Genomic DNA, 18,935 nt, shown 5'->3' on the forward strand with positions numbered 1-18,935 from the left:
CCTGTGCGGGGGCACCGGCGCCGCCCCGCTCGCTTAGAGTCGCTTCGTGCTGTTTGGAATGGTGTGTGCCCTCGGGGCGGCGGTCTGCTTCGGTACGGCGACGGTTCTTCAGGCGATGGCCGCGCGGGCGGCGGCCGCGACAGGCGCCGCGGAACCGGGGGCCTGCGGACCGGGGACCTCGGCGGGTGAGGCCGCGCTGCTGCTGCGCGCGCTGCGGCAGTGGCGTTATCTCGCCGGGCTGGCGCTGGACGGACTGGGCTTCGTGTTCCAGATCGCCGCGCTGCGCTCGGTGCCGATCTACGCGGTGGGCGCGGCGCTGGCGGCCAGCCTGGCGGTGACGGCGGTGGTGGCGGCACGGCTGCTGCGGGTCCGGCTGAGCGGGCTGGAGTGGGCGGCCGTCGGCGTGGTGTGCGCGGGCCTGGCGATGCTCGGGCTGGCCTCGGGCGCGGAGGGCGACCTGAGCGGCCCGGGGTGGCTGCCGTACGCGATGCCCGTGGCTGCCGCCGGGGTGCTGCTGCTGGGCGCGGCCGGTGCCCGGATGTCCGGGCGGGCCCGCGCGCTGCTGCTCGGGCTCGGCGCGGGTCTCGGCTTCGGTGTGGTGGAGGTGGCGGTCCGGCTCATCGGCTCCCTGCGCCCCGCCGCCCTGTTCACCGACCCCGCGCTCTACGGCCTGCTGCTCGGCGGCGGCGCCGCGTTCCTGCTGCTGACCTCGGCCCTCCAGCGCGGCTCGGTGACCACGGCGACGGCCGGCATGGTGATCGGCGAGACGATCGGCCCGGCGGCGGTCGGTGTGGTCTGGCTCGGCGACCGCACCCGGGAGGGTCTCGCGTGGCTGGCGGTGCTGGGCTTCGCGGTGGCGGTGGCGGGCGCGCTCGCCCTGGCCCGGTTCGGGGAGGCGCCGGCCGGGACGGACACGCCGGCCCCGGCGCCGGTGGCGCACTGAGACGCGGCGTCCGGCGCCGGCGCCCGTCGGCGCCGGGCCCCGGTGCCGACGGGCGTGCGTCCTGGGCCCCTGACGCGAAGAACCCCGCCTCCGTGACGGAGGCGGGGTTCTTTCTTCTGAGCGCCGGGCAGGCCTTGCACCTGCATTTCCCCGCAGGAAGCGGGGCGTCTTTCCTTGGACCACCAACGCGTGTCCGGTCTCCGGGAGTTCCGGCGGCCTGCAACAAGATCAACTGTAGCGCACGTCCACCGCTCCGCCAACCCCCGTACGAAACGCCCCTTATGGGAGTCCGAACGGCCAAGTGCTTCTCGGAGAAGCGGAGTCGCCGGTCACGGCAGTGCCCGGCACAGCGCCTCCAGCGCCCCCGGCCAGCCGCTGTCGGAAGGCGTCCCGTACCCCACCACCAGGGCGTCCACGGGCGGGACGACCGCCTCCGGGTGCCGGTGGAAGGACAGGCCGTGCAGCGCCAGTCCCTGGTAGGCCGCGGCCTGGACGACGGACTGCTCGGTGCCGGGCGGCAGCCGCAGCAGCGCGTGCAGACCGGCCGCGATCCCGGTCACCTCGATGCGCGGGGCGTCCGGCGGACGGGCGGCGACGGCGGCGGTGAGGGCGTCGCGGCGGCGCCGGTAGCGCAGCCGGGCGGAGCGGACATGGCGGTCGTAGGCGCCGGAGGTGAGGAACTCGGCGAGCGTCAGCTGGTCCAGCACCCCGCAGCTGTCGACTTCCCCCTTGGCCGCGACCGCCTCCTCCAGCAGGGACGGGGGCAGCGCCATCCAGCCCAGGCGCAGGCCCGGGGCGAGGGACTTGCTGGCGGTGCCGAGGTGGACGACCCGGCCGGGGTCGAGGCCCTGGAGGGCGCCGACGGGCTGGCGGTCGTAGCGGAACTCGCCGTCGTAGTCGTCCTCCAGGACCAGCCCGCCGGTGCGGCGCGCCCACTCCACGACGCCGGCCCGCCGGTCGGGGTGCAGCGGCACGCCGGTCGGGAACTGGTGGGCGGGGGTGAGCAGGACCGCCGCCTCGCCGGTCAGCGCCGTCGTCCCGGTGCCGAGTCCGTCGTACGGCAGCGGGCGCGTGGCCAGGCCCTGGTCGCGCAGCTGCGCCCAGTGGACGTCGAGGCCGTACGACTCCACCGCGACCGTGTCCGCCCCGCGCGCCCGCAGCACCGTGCCGAGGATGCTCAGCGCGTGCGAGAACCCGGCGGTGATCAGGAGGGAGTCGGGGTCGGCGCGGACACCGCGGGCGCGGGCGAGATAGCCGGCCAGGGCGGTGCGCAGTTCCGGGCGGCCGCGCGGGTCGCCGTAGCCGAGGGCCCGGGCGGGGGCGGCGGCGAGGGCGCGGCGAGCGGCCTTGAGCCACTCGGCGCGCGGGAAGGCGGCGAGGTCGGGGGTGCCGGGGACGAGATCGTGGACGGGCCGGCCGGGCACACGGCGCCGGGGCGGCGCCCCGGGTCCGGCCGGCGCGACGGCGGCCAGTTCGGCGACCCGGGTCCCGGAGCCCTGGCGGGCGGTGAGCCAGCCCTCGGCGACCAGGTCGGCGTAGGCCTCGGCAACGGTGTTGCGGGCGATGCCGAGGTCGGCGGCGAGGGAGCGGGAGGACGGCAGCCGGGTGCCCGGGCCGAGGCGGCCGGTGCGGACGGCGTCGCGCAGCGCGTCGGTCAGGCCCCGGCGCAGTCCGCCGGTGCCGGCCGGTTCCAGGTGCAGGTCGACGCCCCAAGTGGCCCACGGTTCCGCCATGGAAATGGACCATACCCCCGGGCTTTCCCGCTCCTAGGGTCGGACACATGAGTACCGCAGAGGAAACCTCCCGCTACGCCCCCGCGCACACCCCGCGTCTGAACTGGACCGACCACGCGCCCGACGTCTACAAGGCGATGGTCCGCCTGGACGCCGCCGCCCGGCAGGGGCTCGACCCCAAGCTGTGCGAGCTGGTCAAGATCCGGGCCTCCCAGCTCAACCACTGCGCGTTCTGCCTCGACATGCACACCAAGGACGCGCTCGCGGCCGGCGAGAGCGTGGAGCGCATCGTCCAGCTCAGCGCGTGGGAGGAGTCCCGGCACTTCTACACGGAGAAGGAGGTGGCGGCGATCGAGCTGACCGAGGCCGTCACCGTCCTGACCGACGGCTTCGTGCCCGACGAGGTGTACGAGAAGGCCGCCAAGCACTTCGAGGAGGCCGAGCTGACCCAGCTGATCGCCGCGATCACGGTGATCAACGCGTGGAACCGGTTCGCCGTGACGACCCGGATGGTCCCGGGCAACTACGAGCCCGGCCGGCACTGACGGCCCGGGCCGCCGCGGCCGGGGGCGGGGCCTGCGGCTCCGGACGGGCGGTCGCGGCTCCGGACGGCGGACCGCGCGGCTCCGGACGGCGGGCGGCCCCGTGCGCACCGGGTGAGGTGCGCACGGGGCCGCCCGTGCCGGGTCCGGACCGCGCCGCCGGTCCGGGCGGGGCTCAGTCCAGCCACCGCTTCCAGGTGGACTCGTGACGGTCCACCCACTTCTTCGCCGCGTCCTGAGGGCTCAGCTTCTGATCGGCGATCATCAGCGAGACCTCGTTCTGGTCCTCGGTGGTCCACCGGAACTTCTTCAGGAAGGCGGCCGCCCTGCCGCCGGACTTCGCGAAGTCGGCGTTGAGGAACTTCCGCAGCGGGGTGTGCGGGTAGGCGCAGGCGATCTTCGCCGCGTCCGTGTCGCAGCCCTCCTTGTACGGCGGCAGCTTCACCTCGGTCAGGGGGACCTTCTTGAACAGCCACTGGGGGGTGTACCAGTAGGTCAGGAAGGGCTTCTTCTCCTTGGCGAACTGCCTCATCTGGGTGATCTGGGCGGCCTCGGAACCGGCGAACACCACCTGGTAGTCCAGCTTCAGGTTCTTCACCAGGGCCTTGTCGTGGGTGACGTAGGCCGGGGAGCCGTCCATGATCTGGCCCTTGCCGCCGCTCTCCGGGGTGCGGAAGAGCGAGGCGTACTTGTTCAGGTTCCGCCAGTCGGTGATGTCCGGGTGCTGCTTGACCAGGTAGGTGGGGACGTACCAGCCGATGTGCCCGGTCACCCCGAGGCCGCCGGCGGGAGCGACCGTCTTCTTGTCGTCGACGTACCGCTTCTCCTGCTCCGGGTGGCTCCAGTCCTCCAGGAGCGCGTCCACGCGGCCCTGGCTCAGGGCGTCCCAGGCGGGCACCTCGTCGACCTGGACGGTGTCGACGCGGTAGCCCAGCTTGTGCTGGAGGAGGTACTGGGCGACGGCCACGTTGGACTGCGCGCCCACCCAGGACTGCACGGACAGGGTCACCGACTTGGCGCCGCCCGCGTTCGCGAAGGGGCTGGCCTGCTTGGTCATGTCGGCGGCGCCGCAGCCCGTGGTCACACCGGCGACGAGGGCGGAGAGGGCGACGGCCACCAGGGCGGTCGTACGGACGCGCATGTCAGGCTCCCTTCTTCGCGTTCCGGTCGACGGGCTGGGTCACCCGGTCGAGCATCAGGCCGAGGCAGACGATGGCCGCGCCGGCCACCAGGCCGGTCGCCAGGTCGCCCTGGGCGAGACCGAAGGCGACGTCGTAGCCGAGGGCGCCTCCGCCGACCAGGCCGCCGATGATGACGACGGCGAGGACCAGGACCACGCCCTGGTTGACGGCCAGCAGCAGCGAGCGGCGGGCGAGCGGCAGCTGGACCTGCCAGAGCTGCTGGCGGCCGGTCGCGCCGAGCGAGCGCGCCGACTCCATCGCGGCCGGGTCGACCTGGCGCAGGCCCTGCGCGGTGATCCGGACGACGGCGGGGAGGGCGTAGACGACGGCGGCGGCGACGGCGGGCGCGCGGCCGACGCCGAACAGGGCGACGACGGGGATCAGGTACACGAACTGCGGCATGGTCTGGAAGACGTCCAGGACCGGGCGCAGCACGCGCTCGACGCGTCCGTCGCGGGCGGCGGCTATGCCGGTGGCGACACCGAGGACCAGGGTGACGGCGACGGCGGCCAGCACCTGGGAGAGGGTGTCGAGCGCGGGCTGCCAGACGCCGAGCGCGCCGATCGCGGCCATGGCGAGCACGGCGGTCAGGGCGGTGCGCCAGGTGCCGATCAGCCAGGCGAGCGCGGCGACGATCAGCAGCACCGACCACCAGGGCAGCCACTGCAGGCCGGAGCGGACCGGGTCCAGCATCCAGGTGGTGAAGTGTCCGGCCCAGTCGGCGGTGCCGCCGACGACGGGGACGCCGGAGTAGAGGTGGGCGGTCATCCAGTCGACGGCGCGGTTGACCGGCGCGGCGATCTCCAGCGTCCAGCCGGCGGGCCAGTCGAGACGGCCCAGCAGCCGGGCGGCCAGGGCGACGGCCGCACCGGCGGCGAGGGCGTAGGGCCAGCCGACGGAGCGGGCGGCGTCGGGGTCGCCCGCTCCGCGTCCGGCGGCGGCGGTGACCCGGTCCAGGACGACGGCGAGGAGCACGATCGGGATGCCGGCCGCGAGGGCGGCGCCCACGTCCACCGAGGCGAGCGCCTGGTAGACGCGGTCGCCGAGGCCACCGGCGCCGATCACCGAGGCGATGACGGCCATCGACAGCGCCATCATGATCGTCTGGTTGAGGCCGAGCAGGAGTTCCTTGCGGGCCAGCGGGATGCGGGCGGTCAGCAGACGCTGGCGCGGGGTGGAGCCCAGCGACTCGACGGCCTCCAGCACCTCGGGGTCCGCGCCGCGCAGGCCGAGCGCGGTGAGACGGGCCATGGGCGGGGCGGCGTAGACGACGGTGGCGAGGACGGCCGCGGGCACGCCGATGCCGAAGACCAGCACCACGGGGAGCAGGTAGGCGAAGGCCGGGAGCACCTGCATGGTGTCCAGGACCGGGCGCAGGGCGCGGTCGAGGCGGTCGGAGAGTCCGGCGCCGAGGCCGAGCACGGCGCCGACGGCCACGGAGGCGAGGACGGCGACGGTCATCAGCGCGAGGGTCTGCATGGTCGGCACCCACATGCCGAGGGCGCCGCAGGCCAGGAAGGCCGCGGCGGTGCCGAGGCCGAGGCGGACCCCGCCGAGACGCCAGGCGGCGAGTCCGCCCAGAGCGGTGACGCCGGCCCAGCCGAGGGCGAGCAGGGCGAGGTAGACGGCGCGCACGCCGAGGACGACGCCGTTGCTGATGTAGCCGAAGAAGTACAGGAAGACCGGGTGGGTGTCGCGGTGGTCGACGACCCAGCCGCTGGCGTCGGCGAGCGGCTTGGAGAAGTCGACGGTCAGCGCGTGCGGCCAGGCACCGCTGCCGAAGCTGCCGTGCGCGAGGGGCACGAGCACGGCGGCGACGACGGCGAGGGCGAGCAGTTTGCGGGCCGCGGGCCGGCGCAGCACGGCGGGCGGCGCCGGGCGCGTCGCGGTGGGCGCGGTGGTGGTACTGACGGTGGCCATCACGCCGCCTCCTTGAGCGGCTCCGTTCCGGCGACGACCGCGAGCAGCCGCTCGTGGTCGACGACGCCGAGACAGCGGGCCCCGTCCATCACCCGGGCCGGGGCCCCGGTGCGGGCGACTGCCTCGATGGCCTCGGAGACCGTGGTCTCCGGGTCGAGGGCGGCACCGCCGGCGCTCTCGCCGGGGGCGGCCGGGCGCATGGCGGTGCGGCAGGTGACGACCTGCTCGCGCGGGACGTCCCGGACGAACTCGCGGACGTAGTCGTCGGCCGGGGAGCCGACGATCTCCTCGGGGGTGCCGAGCTGGACCACGCGGCCGTCGCGCATCAGGGCGATGCGGTCGCCGAGCTTGAGCGCCTCGGACAGGTCGTGGGTGATGAAGACCATGGTGCGGCCCTCCTCCCGGTGCAGCCGGGTCACCTCGTCCTGCATGTCCCGCCGGATGAGCGGGTCGAGGGCGCTGAACGGCTCGTCGAAGAGCAGCACCTCGGGGTCGACGGCGAGGGCGCGGGCGAGTCCGACGCGCTGGCGCTGGCCGCCGGAGAGCTGCTCGGGGCGGCGGTGCTCCATGCCCTCGAGGCCGACCTTGGTGACGAACTCGGCCGCACGCTCGCGCCGTTCGGACTTCGCGACGCCCTGGATCTCCAGGCCGTAGGCGACGTTGTCGAGGACGGTGCGGTGCGGGAGGAGACCGAAGTGCTGGAAGACCATCGCGGCACGGTGGCGGCGCAGTTCGCGCAGGCGGGTGCGGTCCATGGCCCGGACGTCCTCGCCGTCGATGGCGATGGTGCCGGCGGTCGGCTCGATGAGCCGGGTCAGGCAGCGCACCAGCGTGGACTTGCCGGAGCCGGACAGGCCCATGACGACGAAGACCTCGCCCTTGCGCACGTCGAAGGAGACGTCACGCACGGCGGCGGTGCAGCCGGTGCGGGCCCGCAGCTCGGCGGGGTCGAGCCGCTGGAGCTCCGGGTCGGCCGGGACGCGGCCGGCCTTCGGGCCGAAGACCTTCCACAGGCCGTCGACGGAGAAGACCGGGGATCCGGCGGGCGTGTCGGTGGGGGGCTTGCGCGTGGGAACGGTGAGAGTCATCGGGCGTCACCTCCGAGCAGGTCGACGGCCTTCTCCCCGACCATGAGGACCCCGATCATCGGGTTGACCGCGGTCATGGTCGGGAAGACGGAGGCGTCGGCGATGCGGATGCCGTCGAGGCCGCGGATCCTCAGATCCGGGTCGACGACGGCCAGTTCGTCGTCCGCGGCACCCATCCTGCAGGTGCCGGCGGGGTGGTACACGGTGTGGGCGACCTTGCGGGCGTACTCGCTCAGGTCTTCGTCGCTCTGGATCCCGGGGCCCGGGCACACCTCGCGCTTGAGCCAGCCGGCCAGCGGCTCGCTCGCGGCGATCTCGCGGGCGAGGCGGATGCCGTCGACGAGGGTGCGGGCGTCGTAGTCCTCCTCGTCGGTGAAGTAGCGGAAGTCGAGGGCGGGCTTCACGGCCGGGTCGGCGCTGGTCAGGTAGAGCCGGCCGCGGCTCCTGGGCTTGGGGATGTTCGGGGTCATCGAGACGCCGTGCTCCGGGCGTTCGTAGCCCAGCCGCTCGGGGTTGTCGGTGAAGGGGACCTGGTAGAAGTGGACCATCAGGTCCGGGCCGGGGTGTTCGGGGTCGCGCCGGACGAACAGGCCCGCGTCGGAGTCCATGGCGGAGTTCTCCGGGATCGGTCCGTCCGTCTCCCAGACGATGACCGACTCGGGGTGGTCGAGCAGGTTCTCGCCGACGCCGGGCAGATCGAGCACGACGGGGATGCCGAGGGCCTCCAGGTCGCCGCGGGGGCCGATGCCGGAGTGCAGCAGCAGGCGGGGCGAGTCGACGGCGCCGGCGCAGAGCAGGACCTCCTCGCGGGCCCGTATCAGCAGTTCCTCGCCGTCCTTGGTGCGCACGTGCACGCCCTCGGCGCGGGTGCCGTCCAGCTCCAGCCGGTGCGCCCAGGTCTCCAGGTACAGGTGGAGGTTGGGGCGCTCGTCCATCACGGGGTGCAGATAGGCCACGGAGGCGGAGGAGCGCTTGTTGTTCTCGGGGTGGTAGGCGAGGTCGAAGAAGCCGGCGCCCTCGGTGAACGGCTTCTTGTTGAAGCCCTCGACGCGGGGGACGCCGAGCGCGGACTGCGCGGCCTCGACGAAGTCGCGGGCGATCGCGTTCCGGTCCTTCTCGTCGACGGAGACGATGTTGTTCTTCAGGCGGGCGAAGTACGCCTCCATGGGGACCGCACCCCAGCCCTTGGCGCCGGCCTCCTCCCACTCGTCCCAGTCCGAGGGAAGCGGCTTGAAGGAGATCAGGGTGTTGTGCGAGGAGCAGCCGCCGAGCACGCGGGCGCGGCTGTGCCGGATGTGCGAGTTGCCGCGGGGCTGTTCGGTGGTCGGGTAGTCGTAGTCCAGCTCGCCGCCGAGCAGGCCCATCCAGCGGCGCAGGGTCAGCACGTCGTCGCGGCCGACGTCGGAGGGGCCGCCCTCGATGACGGCGACGGTGACGTCCGGGTTCTCGGTGAGGCGGGAGGCGATGACGGACCCGGCGGTGCCGCCGCCGATGACGACGTAGTCGTACAGGTGGGGGGTGTGGGACATGGTGGTGCGTGCTCCGGAGGCTCTGGGGGAGGTGAGGGGCGCGTGACGGGCGGGATCAGCCGGCGAACCAGCGCACCGGCTTCGGCGCGAGGTTCTGGTACACGTGCTTGGTCTCGCGGTACTCGGCGAGCCCGGCGGGCCCCAGTTCGCGGCCGGTGCCGCTCTTGCCGAAGCCGCCCCACTCCGCCTGCGGCAGGTAGGGGTGGAAGTCGTTGATCCAGACGGTGCCGTGGCGCAGCCGGCCGGCGACCCGGCGGGCGCGGCCCGCGTCGGCGGTCCAGACGGCACCGGCGAGGCCGTACTCGGTGTCGTTGGCGAGGAACACGGCCTCGTCCTCGGTGCGGAAGGTCTCGACGGTGAGGACCGGTCCGAAGACCTCCTCGCGGACGACCGCCATCTCGCGGTGGCAGCCGTCGAGCACGGTCGGCTCGAAGAAGTAGCCGGCGGCGGGCGTCAGTTCGCCCGGTTCGGGCCGCTTGCCGCCGCAGCGCAGCACCGCGCCCTCGGCCAGCGCGCCGGAGACGTACGCCTCGGTCTTCGCGCGCTGTGCCTCGGAGACCAGGGGGCCGCACTCGACGCCCTCGCCGGTGCCGCGGCCCAGCCTGATCCGCTTGGCGCGGCGGACGAGTTCGGCGACGAAGCGGTCCCGGACGGACTCCTCGACGATGAGCCGGGAGCCGGCCGAGCAGACCTGGCCGCTGTGGATGAAGGCCGCGTTGAGGGCCTGGTCGACGGCGGTGTCGAAGCCCTCCTCGGTGGCGCAGGCGTCGGCGAAGACGACGTTGGGGTTCTTGCCGCCGAGCTCCAGGGCGACCTTCTTCACGGTCGGCGCGGCCGCCTGGGCGACCTTGGTGCCGCTGGCCAGGCCGCCGGTGAAGGAGACCAGGTCGACGCCGGGGTGCTCGGCGAGCTCGGCGCCGACGGTGTGGCCGGGGCCGGTGACGAGGTTGGCGACTCCGGCCGGCAGGCCCGCCTCCGCCAGCAGCCCGATCAGCGCGACGGTCGTCAGGGGGGTGATCTCGCTGGGCTTGATCACGAAGGTGTTGCCGGCGGCGAGCGCCGGGGCGATCTTCCAGCTGGCCTGGAGCAGGGGGTAGTTCCAGGGGGTGATCAGCGCGCACACGCCCACCGGCTCGTGGACGACGACACTGTGGACGTCGGGGGTGCCCGCGTCGACCACGCGGCCGGGGGCCTCGCCCGCGACCAGGTCGGCGAAGTAGCGGAAGGCGTCGGCGACGCAGTCGATGTCGACGCGGCCCTCCTCGACGGTCTTGCCCGCGTCCCGGCTCTCCAGCAGGCCGAGCTCCTCGCGGTCACGGACGAGGAGGTCGGCGACGCGGCGCAGCAGCGCGGCACGCTCGGCGACGGGGGTGCCGGGCCAGGGCCCGTGGTCGAAGGCCTGCCGCGCGGCGGCCACCGCGCGCTGGGCGTCCTTCGCGTCCCCCTCGGCGACCACGGCGAACGGCAGGGCGTCCGCGGGGTCGAGAATCTCGCGTGTCCCGCCGGCGATCGCTTCGAGCCATTCGCCGCCCACGTGGATGGTCGCCCGGGCCTGTCGTTCCGTTCTGTCCGCCATGATCGGTATCGCCTTCCGTTCCTGTTCGGTGCCCCTGTGTGACACGGATGTCACGCTCGGGGACCGCCACCGCCTGCCCGGGGTTTCGCCTGACATGCGCGATCGATGGCTCAAAGTGCGCGGGGTCACTGAAAACCCGGGAGAAATGCCGGTAAATCGGACACGGAGGAGTGTGCGGAGGGCGGAACCGGAGGCCGGCGGAGGGGGGCGGTGATCGGAAACGCGTGAGGAACGGCCTGGTGGGGCCTGTCGACGGAGGCCGCGCGCCGGGCGGCCGGCCGAAAGCGGAAGCAGAAACGGAAGCGGCAGCGGCAGCGGAAGCGGAAGCGGCAGCAGCGGGCCGGCGGCCGGGCCGCCCGGTGGCCGCCCACAGGCTGTGGAGCGGACCGGGGCGGCCGCCGGGCGTCGCCGCGCGCGCTCAGTCCAGCGCGTCGCCGTCGCAGTTCGTGGCGGGCGGGCAGAAGTGGCCCAGCGCGGTGGTGAGGAGCGCGAGCTCGTCCTCGTGGCTGCCGGAGTCGGGGGCGTACGCGGTGACGGAGTAGATGTTGCCGTCGGCCGCGACGAAGCGCTCGTCGTAGACACGCCAGGTGCCGACGTCGGGCTCGCCGCTGATCGAGTCGGCCAGGTACTCCAGGCGCGAGCCGATGAAGTCGCCGTCGTCGAGGTTCCGCAAAGAGAGCTTCTCGAAGCCCCGCGGCTTGTGGGTGGTCGGGTCGAGGAACAGCTCGAAGGAGGCGTCCGGGGACTGCTCCGCCACCTGGTAGATCTGCAGCCGCTCCCTGCGGTCCTGGCTGCGGTAGTTGACCACGCGGATGCCGTACGAGGAGCCGACCGAGCTGCGTGTCCACCCCTCGGGCGCGGCGATCCGGAAGCCCTCCTCGTCGTCGTACGACGCGAAGCCCGCCGGGAGCGCCGTGGCGGAGCCGGACGGCGACGGCGACATGGTGGGCACCCCGGACGTGGAGGGCGCCGGTGACGGCGGGTGCGTCGAGCCGGAGGGCCCGGCGACAGGGCTCCGGTGCGGGGCGGGGCTGCCGTGGCCGACGGTCAGGAACAGCGCGACGCTCACCGCCACGCCGACGACCGCGGCACCGGTGGCGACCACGGCCACCCGACGCCGGTTCAGCCCGCCGGCGCGGGGCGCCTGGGGCCCGTCCGCGGCCGGCGGCCAGGTGATGGTGACGGCGCCCGGCACGTCCGGCGGCGGCCACGCGGCGCCCTCAGCGGTGCCGGTACCGGTGCCGGGGCTGACACCGGTGCTGGTACCCGTGCCGGCACCGATCACGGCACCCGCACCCGTGTCGGCACCCGTACCCGTCTCGGTGTCCGGGCCCGTCCCGGTGTGTGAGCCGATCCCAGTGTCCGGGCCTGTCCCGGTGCGTGAGCCGGTCCCGGTGCGTGAGCCGGTCCCGGTGTCCGGGCCGGTCCAGGTGTCCGGGCCTGCCCCAGTGCCCGGGCCGGTCCCGGCGGCCGGGCCGGTCCCGGCGGCCGGCGCGCTCGGCGCATGGGACGGCCGGGACGGGGGCGGGAGCGTCGGCGGTACGGCCGGCTGGTGCCCGGCCCCGTCCCGCCAGCGCTGCGCGTCCTCGTCCCAGTACCGCTGTCCCCCGCTCATCGTGTCCCTCCCCCGGTCACATGCCGAGCAGGCCGGCCACGGCGCCCGCCGAGGCGAGCACGCTCAGCAGAGCCTGGGAGTCGGTGAGCAGTTCCCGCAGGCGCTCGCGCCGGGTGGTCCCCGCCTGGCCGGTACGGGTGATCTCGTCCTCGGTCTCGGCGAGCGCGCTGCCCAGCGCGGCCGTCTGCTCGCTGCCGCGCACCCGCTCCAGGTCGGCGCGCAGCTCCCGCACCGCTCTGAGCAGTTCCTGGGCGCCCTCGTCGAGCGGCGCGCCCGCGCCCTGGTGGTGATGGCTCTCGGCGTGGGCGTGGCTGCCGACGGCGAAGGTGCTCTTGGAGACGTCGCCGAAGCTGACACGGGGCTCGTCACCGGACATGGTCGGCTCCCTTCTGCGGCGTGGCGCCGCGCTGATCGATGGAGGACGCGGAGGCGTGGCTGCCGACCGCGAAGGTGCTGCCCTCGACGCGGCCGATGTTCACGTCGCCGTTGCTGATGTTGACGACCTTCTGGACGAACTCGCCGGTCTCGTAGCCGGAATCGGCCAGCGCGGCCCGCACGCCGTTCGCCACGCGGTCCTGCACGCTCTTGAGGTAGCGGGCCACGTCCATGTCCTGGAAGAGGGAGGCGGCGGGCGCCGAGCCCAGTTCGCGCACGGACAGGGCCGGGCCGTCGGGCAGCGCGCCCGCGTAGCCGCCGGTCGTCACGCGCCACACGTACCGCAGGCCCCGGCCGAGCTGGCCGAGCGCGCGGCCCAGGGAGCCGGGCACCAGGACGGCCGCGCCGGCGGCCTTGCCCAGCGCGGTGTTGTGGCGGAACCGGTGCGCCGTGCGGTCGGCGTCCTTGAAGTCGGCGCGCACCGGCGTCAGCACGTGCGGGGCGACCTCCAGCATCAGCATCCGGCCCTGGGTGTGGACGCGCACGAAGACCGTGACGACCAGCTCCTCCTCCCAGCCGCCGACGCGGATGCGCAGGAAGTGCCGCCGCTTCTCGGCCCCTTCCTCGACCGCGCGCGCCCGGTGCTCCTCGAACGCCTGCGGGGTGTACGGCGCCTGGTCGCGGCGGAGGAGTCCCTCGGCCGGCAGGAACACGCACTCGTCGATCTCCAGCCGGCGCAGCCGGTCCCGGACCCCGTCCCCGGCGAACTCGGAGGGGATCCGCAGCTGTTCGAGCAGCGGCCGGATCTTCTCCAGGATGGTGCGGTTGCTCAGCTGCTGCTTCTTCTTCAGCTCGTCCGGCTTCAGCTCCACGGCGAGCACCCAGGTGTCGTACGCCTCACCCGCCCCGCAGAAGGGATGGGCCTCGTTGTACATGATCAGCGGCGAGTGCTGCTCGGTCCGGATGAGCCGCTTGAGCCGCTGGTAACGCGCGTTCTCGGTCTGCTCGGCGGGGTCACCGGCGGCGTCCGGGAAGCGCTGCGGGGAGAGTTCGGCGGCGAGCGCCCGGCTGACCTGGGTGCGCTGGGCGTGGACGCAGAAGCCGATGAGCGCCAGCACGACGAGCGCGGCCCAGGCCTGCAGCGGCTTGGGCGTCAGCAGGGTGGTGATGTCGTCCCCGCCGGAGGAGCCGGAGTAGGGGTCGTACGGCTCCGGGGAGGAGCCGCCGTCCGGGCCGCCGCCGAACGCGATGAACAGGGTGAGGCCCAGCATCAGGGCGAAGACCAGACGGGCCCCGAGGCGGACCAGGAACGCGGGGACCAGCCGGTACAGGGGCGGCTGCGCGGCACGGCCCCGGATCCAGGGCGCGAGCGCCAGCCAGACGCTCGCCCACAGGACCATGCCCAGCAGCCACCCGCTGAGCGGTGTCCCCACCACCCACAATCCGATGACGGCCCCGGCCCAGCCCAGCTCCAGCCGCCGGGCGCGCAGGGCGTGCGCGAGGACGCGGGCGGCGTCGAAACCGAGCGACGGCGCGGCGATCCGCTGTTCGTTGAGGTGGAGTTCCTCGATGACGCGGTCGCGGTAGCCGGAGTCCAGGTAGACACCCGCGCACAGCAGACGGGTGGCCTCGCTGGCGTGCGGTGGTGTGGGCGGTGGTGTCGGCGGCACCCCTGGGGGCGACGCGGTCTGCTGTTGCTGCGGCACGTGAGCGGTGCTCATGCCACTCCCCCGATGAGCGCGAAGGCCTACTGCCGTACAGGCATTTGACAAGCCATCAGCATAGGGCGGCGGGAGAGAGGGCTGTAGCGGGATTGCGGCGGGCGGTCTGTGCGAAACCTGTGAAACGGGCACGGCCCCGTTCCGGGAAGCCGGAACGGGGCCGTGGGGCGCGGCGGGGCGGACCGCCGGAGCGCCGGTGGCTCAGATGAGGCCGAGCGCGCGGACCGCGTCGCGCTCCTCGACGAGCTCCTGGACGGAGGCGTCGATGCGTCCGCGGGAGAACTCGTTGATGTCCAGGCCCTGGACGATCTCGTACGTGCCGTTCTTGGTGGTGACCGGGAAGGAGGAGATCAGGCCCTCCGGGACGCCGTAGGAGCCGTCCGACGGGATGCCCATGGAGGTCCAGTCGCCCTCGGCGGTGCCGTTGACCCAGGTGTACACGTGGTCGATGGCGGCGTTGGCGGCGGAGGCGGCCGAGGAGGCACCGCGGGCCTCGATGATGGCGGCACCGCGCTTGGCGACGGTCGGGATGAAGTCGTCGGCCAGCCACTGCTCGTCGTTCACGACCTCGGCGGCGTTCTTGCCGGCGACCGTGGCGTGGAAGATGTCGGGGTACTGGGTGGCGGAGTGGTTGCCCCAGATCGTCAGGCGCTTGATCTCCGAGACCGGGGTGCCGGTCTTCTTCGCCAGCTGGGTCAGCGCGCGGTTGTGGTCCAGGCGGGTCATCGCGGTGAAGCGCTCGGCCGGGACGTCCGGGGCGGCGGCCTGGGCGATCAGGGCGTTGGTGTTGGCCGGGTTGCCGACGACCAGGACCTTGATGTCGTCCGCGGCGTTGTCATTGATGGCCTTGCCCTGCGGCTTGAAGATGCCGCCGTTGGCCTCCAGCAGGTCACCGCGCTCCATGCCCTTGGTGCGCGGGCGGGCGCCCACGAGGAGGGCGACGTTGGTGCCGTCGAACGCCACGTTCGGGTCGTCGGTGATCTCGATGCCGCTCAGCAGCGGGAACGCGCAGTCGTCGAGCTCCATGGCCGTGCCCTCGGCGGCCTTGAGCGCCGGGGTGATCTCCAGCAGGCGCAGGTTGACCGGCACGTCCGCGCCGAGCAGCTGGCCGGAGGCGATGCGGAAGAGCAGGGCGTAACCGATCTGGCCGGCCGCGCCGGTGACGGTGACGTTCACGGGAGTGCGGGTCATGGCGTTCTCCGTATGACAGCTGTCGGTGGGGCGTCCCTGCCCCGTGCGGATGATCGATCTCTTGGCGTCAAGAGATCTCCACCGGTCAGGCTATCGCGCATCCGGCATGCGAGACGGCCGGGGGCATGTGGCCCCGCACACAAGGCGGGGCGCGTCGCGCGCGGACGGAAGGGGGGCGGCCGTCCCGTCCGGGAGAGGGGGGGACGAGGACGGCCGCCGGTGGGGATACCGGTACACCGGATTCCCGTGGGGGTACGAATCGCGTGCCCAGGATCGGACCGGACATGCGTCCCCCTCGGGAAATACACCCGAATTGCTGGAGGTTTTGCGTCGAACCCACGCTCCGGCCCGACTTGGTGTATCAAGCAGCACCGGAAGCGCGGTCCGGCTCCCCTGAGGGCGTCTCTCGGGGACACCCTCAGGATGCCCCCTGGGGGGGCGTCTCTTCGATCTTCGTGGAACAGGCCGCGGCGTCCGGTGCGGTGCCTCGGCGTGCGGCCGGACCGCCCTCGTACTGGGCGTACGTGGGCGGTTCGGCCGTGCGGCGAGGTGCCGTGCCGGGCGTCGCGGACCCACGAAGATCGGGGAGACGCCCCCTAGGTGGTGCACCCCTTCTGGCCGGCCGCCAGGATCGCGCAGGCCTTGACCCCGGACGCGTCCTTGACGGCCACCATCGGGGTGTAGGCGATGGTGTCCCCGGCGGTGGCGACGTCCCCCGCCTGACGGGTCCCGCCGACGGTCACCCGCACCTGGTCGCCCTGGGCGCCCCCGGTGATCCGCCCCCAGGCCGCGCCGCAGGCCTTGCTGTAGCGGACCTCCAGGGTGGCGGCACCGACGGTGGCGGTCTTCACCGTGGTCACGAACTCGCCGCTGCACCCCATGGCCTCGGCGTCCTTGCCGTCGCAGTCCGTTCCGGCGCACTTCACGCCGTGGGGCAGCTTGCGGTGGGCGGTGGCGGACGGCGAGGGGGAGGCGGCGGCCCCGTGTCCGTCGGCGTCACCGCGGTGCGTGAAGAGGAAGACGGCGCCGATGAGGACGAGCATGGTGCCGAAGCCGGCCAGGAACATCGTGAGCCGCTGTCCGGCCCCGCCCCCGGCGCTCCCGCGACCACCGCCCGCCCGGGCGCCGGCTCCGGGCACACCGGCGCCCGGCGCACCGCCTCCCGGTGCGCCGCCCGCCGGACGGGACGCCTGCGGCGGGACGCCGTGCGAGGCAGGCAGGACCGTCGTCGAGTCGAAGCCCCCGCCCGGTCCGGAGGGCCGCACCACGGAACCCGTACCCGTACGCGCACCTGCGCTTCTCCCCGCGCCCGTGCCGGCGTCCGGGCCCGCGCCCGCGGGCGAGCCGGCGCCGGGGCCGCGGCTCGCCGTGGACGGTCCCTGGTACCCGGCCACCCCCCAGGAGTTGGCCTTGGCGACCGTGCCGTCGGTGCCCGCGTCCTCCGGCTTCCCGTCCTCGACGGTCTCCGCGGCCGGCGGGCGGGGCGGGGCGGCCGGAAGGGCACCGGCCGGGCTCGCGGCGTCCGGCGCCGTCGCGCCGCTCCCGCGGGCGGCCCAGGAGGCACCCTTGGCCCCGGCGGCCATCACGGACTCCCCGGGCAGGGTCGGCGTCCGGGAGGCCCCGCTCCGCTCCGCGGTCGGGTCGCGCCGCATCTCCGCCCGGCTCCAGGCCCGTTCGGCCAGCTCCCACATGGTGGTGAGGTGACCGGGATGGGTGCCGGTGACCTCGGCGAGCGCGACGATCGCGCCCTTGGGCGCGAGAAGCCGGCCCGCCAGATAGCGCTCCCAGGACGTCCTGCTGTAGCCGGTACGGTCGGCCAGCGCCGCGACGCCCATGCCGCTGCGGTCCACGAGCAGCCGCAGCTGACTGGTGAACTCCTTTATCTGCGGATCGAGTTCGTCCGGCAGGGCTTTCCATCGAGGCATTGCTTCCCCCCTCTTTCCCCGGGTCGGTGCTGTCGCTTCCCCGCCCCGGAAGGACACGCCGGACAAGTCAGCCGGGTTCTGACGCTCCTTCGTAAGATAACCCCCGAATTGTCGGCACATCGACACGGCGGTCCCCGGCGCGACAGGGCGCGGACACCGTGGCGGAACGGTCACTTCCGTGCCACAGCGTGCGGACAGGCGTTGAACGGGCCGCCCCCGGCGGGCCAGGGTGAACGCAGACGGCCCGCCCTCCTCGGGGGAGGGGGCGGGCCGCCGTCTCGGCGCAGAGGGCTAGTTGGAGAGCGTGAAGTGCAGGATGCCCTTCAGGAACGGGATCTCCAGCAGCGGATGGGGCTGGGCCGACAGCGCCAGCAGCACGATCGCGGCGCCCAGGACGCCGTAGGTGGCGATGTCGGTGAACCGTGAGCGGACGGCGATCATGCCGACGCTCGGGAGCGCCCAGCGCATGACCGCGCCGGCCAGCATCGCGACGCCGATCAGCACCATGCCGTAGCGGAACACGCCGAGCGCGGTCAGCAGCAGCCCGAGGGCGACCGTCGACAGCACGACGAGCATGGGCCACTGCCGGGCGGGCGCCGGGGCGTCACCGGGCGCCGCGCGGCCGCCGCCCTCGGGGCGGGCGGTGTCCCGGGTGAACCGGGGGAAACGGCGGCCGGGACGCCGGGGGTGCCGCTCGGTGCGGACGGGGGCGGTCATCGCCGTGCTCGGACGCGCGCGCTCAGCCGACACTGCGCTCCGCCGCCTCGACCACGTTGACCAGCAGTTCGGCGCGCGTCATGGGGCCCACTCCACCCGGGTTCGGGGAGATCCAGCCGGCCACCCCGGCCACGTCCGGGTGGACGTCGCCGACGATCCTGCCCTCCGCGTTGCGGGAGACACCGACGTCCAGGACGGCCGCCCCCGGCTTGACGTCCTCGGCGCGGATCAGGTGCGGGGAACCCGCGGCCGCGATGATGATGTCGGCCTTCCGCAGGTGGGAGGCGAGATCACGGGTGCCGGTGTGGCACTGGGTGACGGTGGCGTTCTCGCTGCGCCGGGTGAGCAGCAGCGGCATCGAGCGCCCGATGGTCACACCGCGGCCGACCACGACGACCTCGGCGCCCTTGGTCTCCACGCCGTGGCGGCGCAGCAGGGTGAGGATGCCGTTGGGGGTGCAGGGCAGCGGCGCCGTCTCGTTCAGCACGAGGCGGCCGAGGTTCATCGGATGCAGGCCGTCCGCGTCCTTGGCCGGGTCGATCAGCTCCAGGACACGGTTCTCGTCGATGCCCTTGGGCAGCGGCAGTTGGACGATGTAGCCGGTGCAGGCCGGGTCCTCGTTCAGCTCGCGGACGACCGCCTCGATCTCCTCCTGGGTCGCCGTGGCCGGGAGTTCACGCTGGATGGAGGCGATGCCGACCTGCGCGCAGTCGCGGTGCTTGCCGGCGACGTACTTCTGGCTTCCGGGGTCCTCCCCCACCAGGATGGTGCCGAGGCCGGGCGTGACGCCCTTCTCCTTCAGCGCCGCCACGCGGGCGGTCAGATCGGTCTTGATCTCGGCTGCGGTGGCCTTGCCATCGAGAATCTGGGCGGTCATGG

15 protein-coding genes are annotated in these 18,935 nt (G+C 73.8%); 2 read left to right on the forward strand and 13 right to left on the reverse strand.

The features are described from left to right. The first annotated feature begins 58 nt into the window (after nucleotides 1–58). Nucleotides 59–943, forward strand: a complete 885-nt coding sequence (locus ACIPRD_RS03890) for a hypothetical protein (protein ID WP_401560049.1) — start codon at nucleotides 59–61, stop codon at nucleotides 941–943. 329 nt (nucleotides 944–1,272) lie between these two features. Here ACIPRD_RS03890 and ACIPRD_RS03895 read toward each other — a convergent pair whose 3' ends face one another. Continuing rightward, a complete protein-coding gene (locus ACIPRD_RS03895; protein ID WP_356400705.1) occupies nucleotides 1,273–2,676 on the reverse strand; it encodes a PLP-dependent aminotransferase family protein in 1,404 nt (467 codons plus the stop codon). A gap of 47 nt (nucleotides 2,677–2,723) precedes the next feature. On the opposite strand from ACIPRD_RS03895, the gene ACIPRD_RS03900 reads away from it, so the two are divergent. Beyond that, nucleotides 2,724–3,221: a carboxymuconolactone decarboxylase family protein gene (locus ACIPRD_RS03900; protein WP_356400707.1), complete on the forward strand. Its 498-nt coding sequence runs from the start codon at nucleotides 2,724–2,726 to the stop codon at nucleotides 3,219–3,221. 172 nt (nucleotides 3,222–3,393) lie between these two features. Here the strand turns inward: ACIPRD_RS03900 and ACIPRD_RS03905 are convergent, their stop codons facing one another. The 12 genes from ACIPRD_RS03905 to ACIPRD_RS03960 form a co-directional block, all read right to left on the reverse strand. Further along, nucleotides 3,394–4,359 (reverse strand): ABC transporter substrate-binding protein, encoded by a 966-nt coding sequence (locus ACIPRD_RS03905; protein ID WP_356400709.1) that lies wholly within the window; start codon nucleotides 4,357–4,359, stop codon nucleotides 3,394–3,396. A 1-nt stretch (nucleotide 4,360) separates the two neighbouring features. Beyond that, complete coding sequence (locus ACIPRD_RS03910) at nucleotides 4,361–6,319, reverse strand: ABC transporter permease (protein ID WP_401559620.1); 1,959 nt, start codon at nucleotides 6,317–6,319, stop codon at nucleotides 4,361–4,363. Beyond that, nucleotides 6,319–7,407, reverse strand: a complete 1,089-nt coding sequence (locus tag ACIPRD_RS03915; protein ID WP_356400713.1) for a glycine betaine/L-proline ABC transporter ATP-binding protein — start codon at nucleotides 7,405–7,407, stop codon at nucleotides 6,319–6,321. The genes ACIPRD_RS03910 and ACIPRD_RS03915 overlap by 1 nt, the downstream gene beginning before the upstream one ends. Next, nucleotides 7,404–8,936 (reverse strand): GMC family oxidoreductase, encoded by a 1,533-nt coding sequence (locus ACIPRD_RS03920; protein WP_401559623.1) that lies wholly within the window; start codon nucleotides 8,934–8,936, stop codon nucleotides 7,404–7,406. Before ACIPRD_RS03920 ends, ACIPRD_RS03915 begins: the two co-directional genes overlap by 4 nt. A 55-nt stretch (nucleotides 8,937–8,991) precedes the next feature. Next, nucleotides 8,992–10,512, reverse strand: a complete 1,521-nt coding sequence (locus ACIPRD_RS03925; RefSeq protein ID WP_401559625.1) for an aldehyde dehydrogenase family protein — start codon at nucleotides 10,510–10,512, stop codon at nucleotides 8,992–8,994. A 418-nt stretch (nucleotides 10,513–10,930) separates the two neighbouring features. After that, the gene (locus tag ACIPRD_RS03930; protein WP_401559628.1) at nucleotides 10,931–11,797 is read right to left on the reverse strand and encodes a hypothetical protein; all 867 of its coding nucleotides are present in this window, start codon (nucleotides 11,795–11,797) and stop codon (nucleotides 10,931–10,933) included. Nucleotides 11,798–12,143: 346 nt separating this feature from the next. After that, entirely contained in the window at nucleotides 12,144–12,503 is a 360-nt protein-coding gene (locus tag ACIPRD_RS03935) for a hypothetical protein (RefSeq protein ID WP_356400721.1), read from the reverse strand. After that, entirely contained in the window at nucleotides 12,493–14,223 is a 1,731-nt protein-coding gene (locus tag ACIPRD_RS03940; protein WP_401559631.1) for a hypothetical protein, read from the reverse strand. The genes ACIPRD_RS03935 and ACIPRD_RS03940 overlap by 11 nt, the downstream gene beginning before the upstream one ends. Before the next feature lie 201 nt (nucleotides 14,224–14,424). Then, nucleotides 14,425–15,414, reverse strand: coding sequence for a malate dehydrogenase (locus ACIPRD_RS03945; protein ID WP_356400725.1), 990 nt, complete (start codon nucleotides 15,412–15,414; stop codon nucleotides 14,425–14,427). Between the two features lie 596 nt (nucleotides 15,415–16,010). Beyond that, on the reverse strand, nucleotides 16,011–17,339 hold the full coding sequence (locus tag ACIPRD_RS03950; protein WP_401559634.1) for a DUF2690 domain-containing protein: 1,329 nt from the start codon (nucleotides 17,337–17,339) through the stop codon (nucleotides 16,011–16,013). A gap of 291 nt (nucleotides 17,340–17,630) precedes the next feature. Then, the gene (locus ACIPRD_RS03955; RefSeq protein WP_356400729.1) at nucleotides 17,631–18,056 is read right to left on the reverse strand and encodes a DUF3017 domain-containing protein; all 426 of its coding nucleotides are present in this window, start codon (nucleotides 18,054–18,056) and stop codon (nucleotides 17,631–17,633) included. A gap of 22 nt (nucleotides 18,057–18,078) precedes the next feature. Continuing rightward, a complete protein-coding gene (locus tag ACIPRD_RS03960; RefSeq protein WP_356400731.1) occupies nucleotides 18,079–18,933 on the reverse strand; it encodes a bifunctional methylenetetrahydrofolate dehydrogenase/methenyltetrahydrofolate cyclohydrolase in 855 nt (284 codons plus the stop codon). Nucleotides 18,934–18,935: the final 2 nt, after the last annotated feature.

Source organism: Streptomyces sp. NPDC090108, from assembly GCF_044747185.1.
GTDB lineage: Bacteria > Actinomycetota > Actinomycetes > Streptomycetales > Streptomycetaceae > Streptomyces.

Excerpts from the sequence above, each read along its gene's own strand:
- ACIPRD_RS03890 (WP_401560049.1), top strand. The coding sequence starts at position 59 with ATGGTGTGTGCCCTCGGGGCGGCGGTCTGCTTCGGTACGGCGACGGTT.
- ACIPRD_RS03895 (WP_356400705.1), bottom strand. The coding sequence starts at position 2,676 with ATGGCGGAACCGTGGGCCACTTGGGGCGTCGACCTGCACCTGGAACCG.
- ACIPRD_RS03900 (WP_356400707.1), top strand. The coding sequence starts at position 2,724 with ATGAGTACCGCAGAGGAAACCTCCCGCTACGCCCCCGCGCACACCCCG.
- ACIPRD_RS03905 (WP_356400709.1), bottom strand. The coding sequence starts at position 4,359 with ATGCGCGTCCGTACGACCGCCCTGGTGGCCGTCGCCCTCTCCGCCCTC.
- ACIPRD_RS03910 (WP_401559620.1), bottom strand. The coding sequence starts at position 6,319 with ATGGCCACCGTCAGTACCACCACCGCGCCCACCGCGACGCGCCCGGCG.
- ACIPRD_RS03915 (WP_356400713.1), bottom strand. The coding sequence starts at position 7,407 with ATGACTCTCACCGTTCCCACGCGCAAGCCCCCCACCGACACGCCCGCC.
- ACIPRD_RS03920 (WP_401559623.1), bottom strand. The coding sequence starts at position 8,936 with ATGTCCCACACCCCCCACCTGTACGACTACGTCGTCATCGGCGGCGGC.
- ACIPRD_RS03925 (WP_401559625.1), bottom strand. The coding sequence starts at position 10,512 with ATGGCGGACAGAACGGAACGACAGGCCCGGGCGACCATCCACGTGGGC.
- ACIPRD_RS03935 (WP_356400721.1), bottom strand. The coding sequence starts at position 12,503 with ATGTCCGGTGACGAGCCCCGTGTCAGCTTCGGCGACGTCTCCAAGAGC.
- ACIPRD_RS03940 (WP_401559631.1), bottom strand. The coding sequence starts at position 14,223 with ATGAGCACCGCTCACGTGCCGCAGCAACAGCAGACCGCGTCGCCCCCA.
- ACIPRD_RS03945 (WP_356400725.1), bottom strand. The coding sequence starts at position 15,414 with ATGACCCGCACTCCCGTGAACGTCACCGTCACCGGCGCGGCCGGCCAG.
- ACIPRD_RS03950 (WP_401559634.1), bottom strand. The coding sequence starts at position 17,339 with ATGCCTCGATGGAAAGCCCTGCCGGACGAACTCGATCCGCAGATAAAG.
- ACIPRD_RS03955 (WP_356400729.1), bottom strand. The coding sequence starts at position 18,056 with ATGACCGCCCCCGTCCGCACCGAGCGGCACCCCCGGCGTCCCGGCCGC.
- ACIPRD_RS03960 (WP_356400731.1), bottom strand. The coding sequence starts at position 18,933 with ATGACCGCCCAGATTCTCGATGGCAAGGCCACCGCAGCCGAGATCAAG.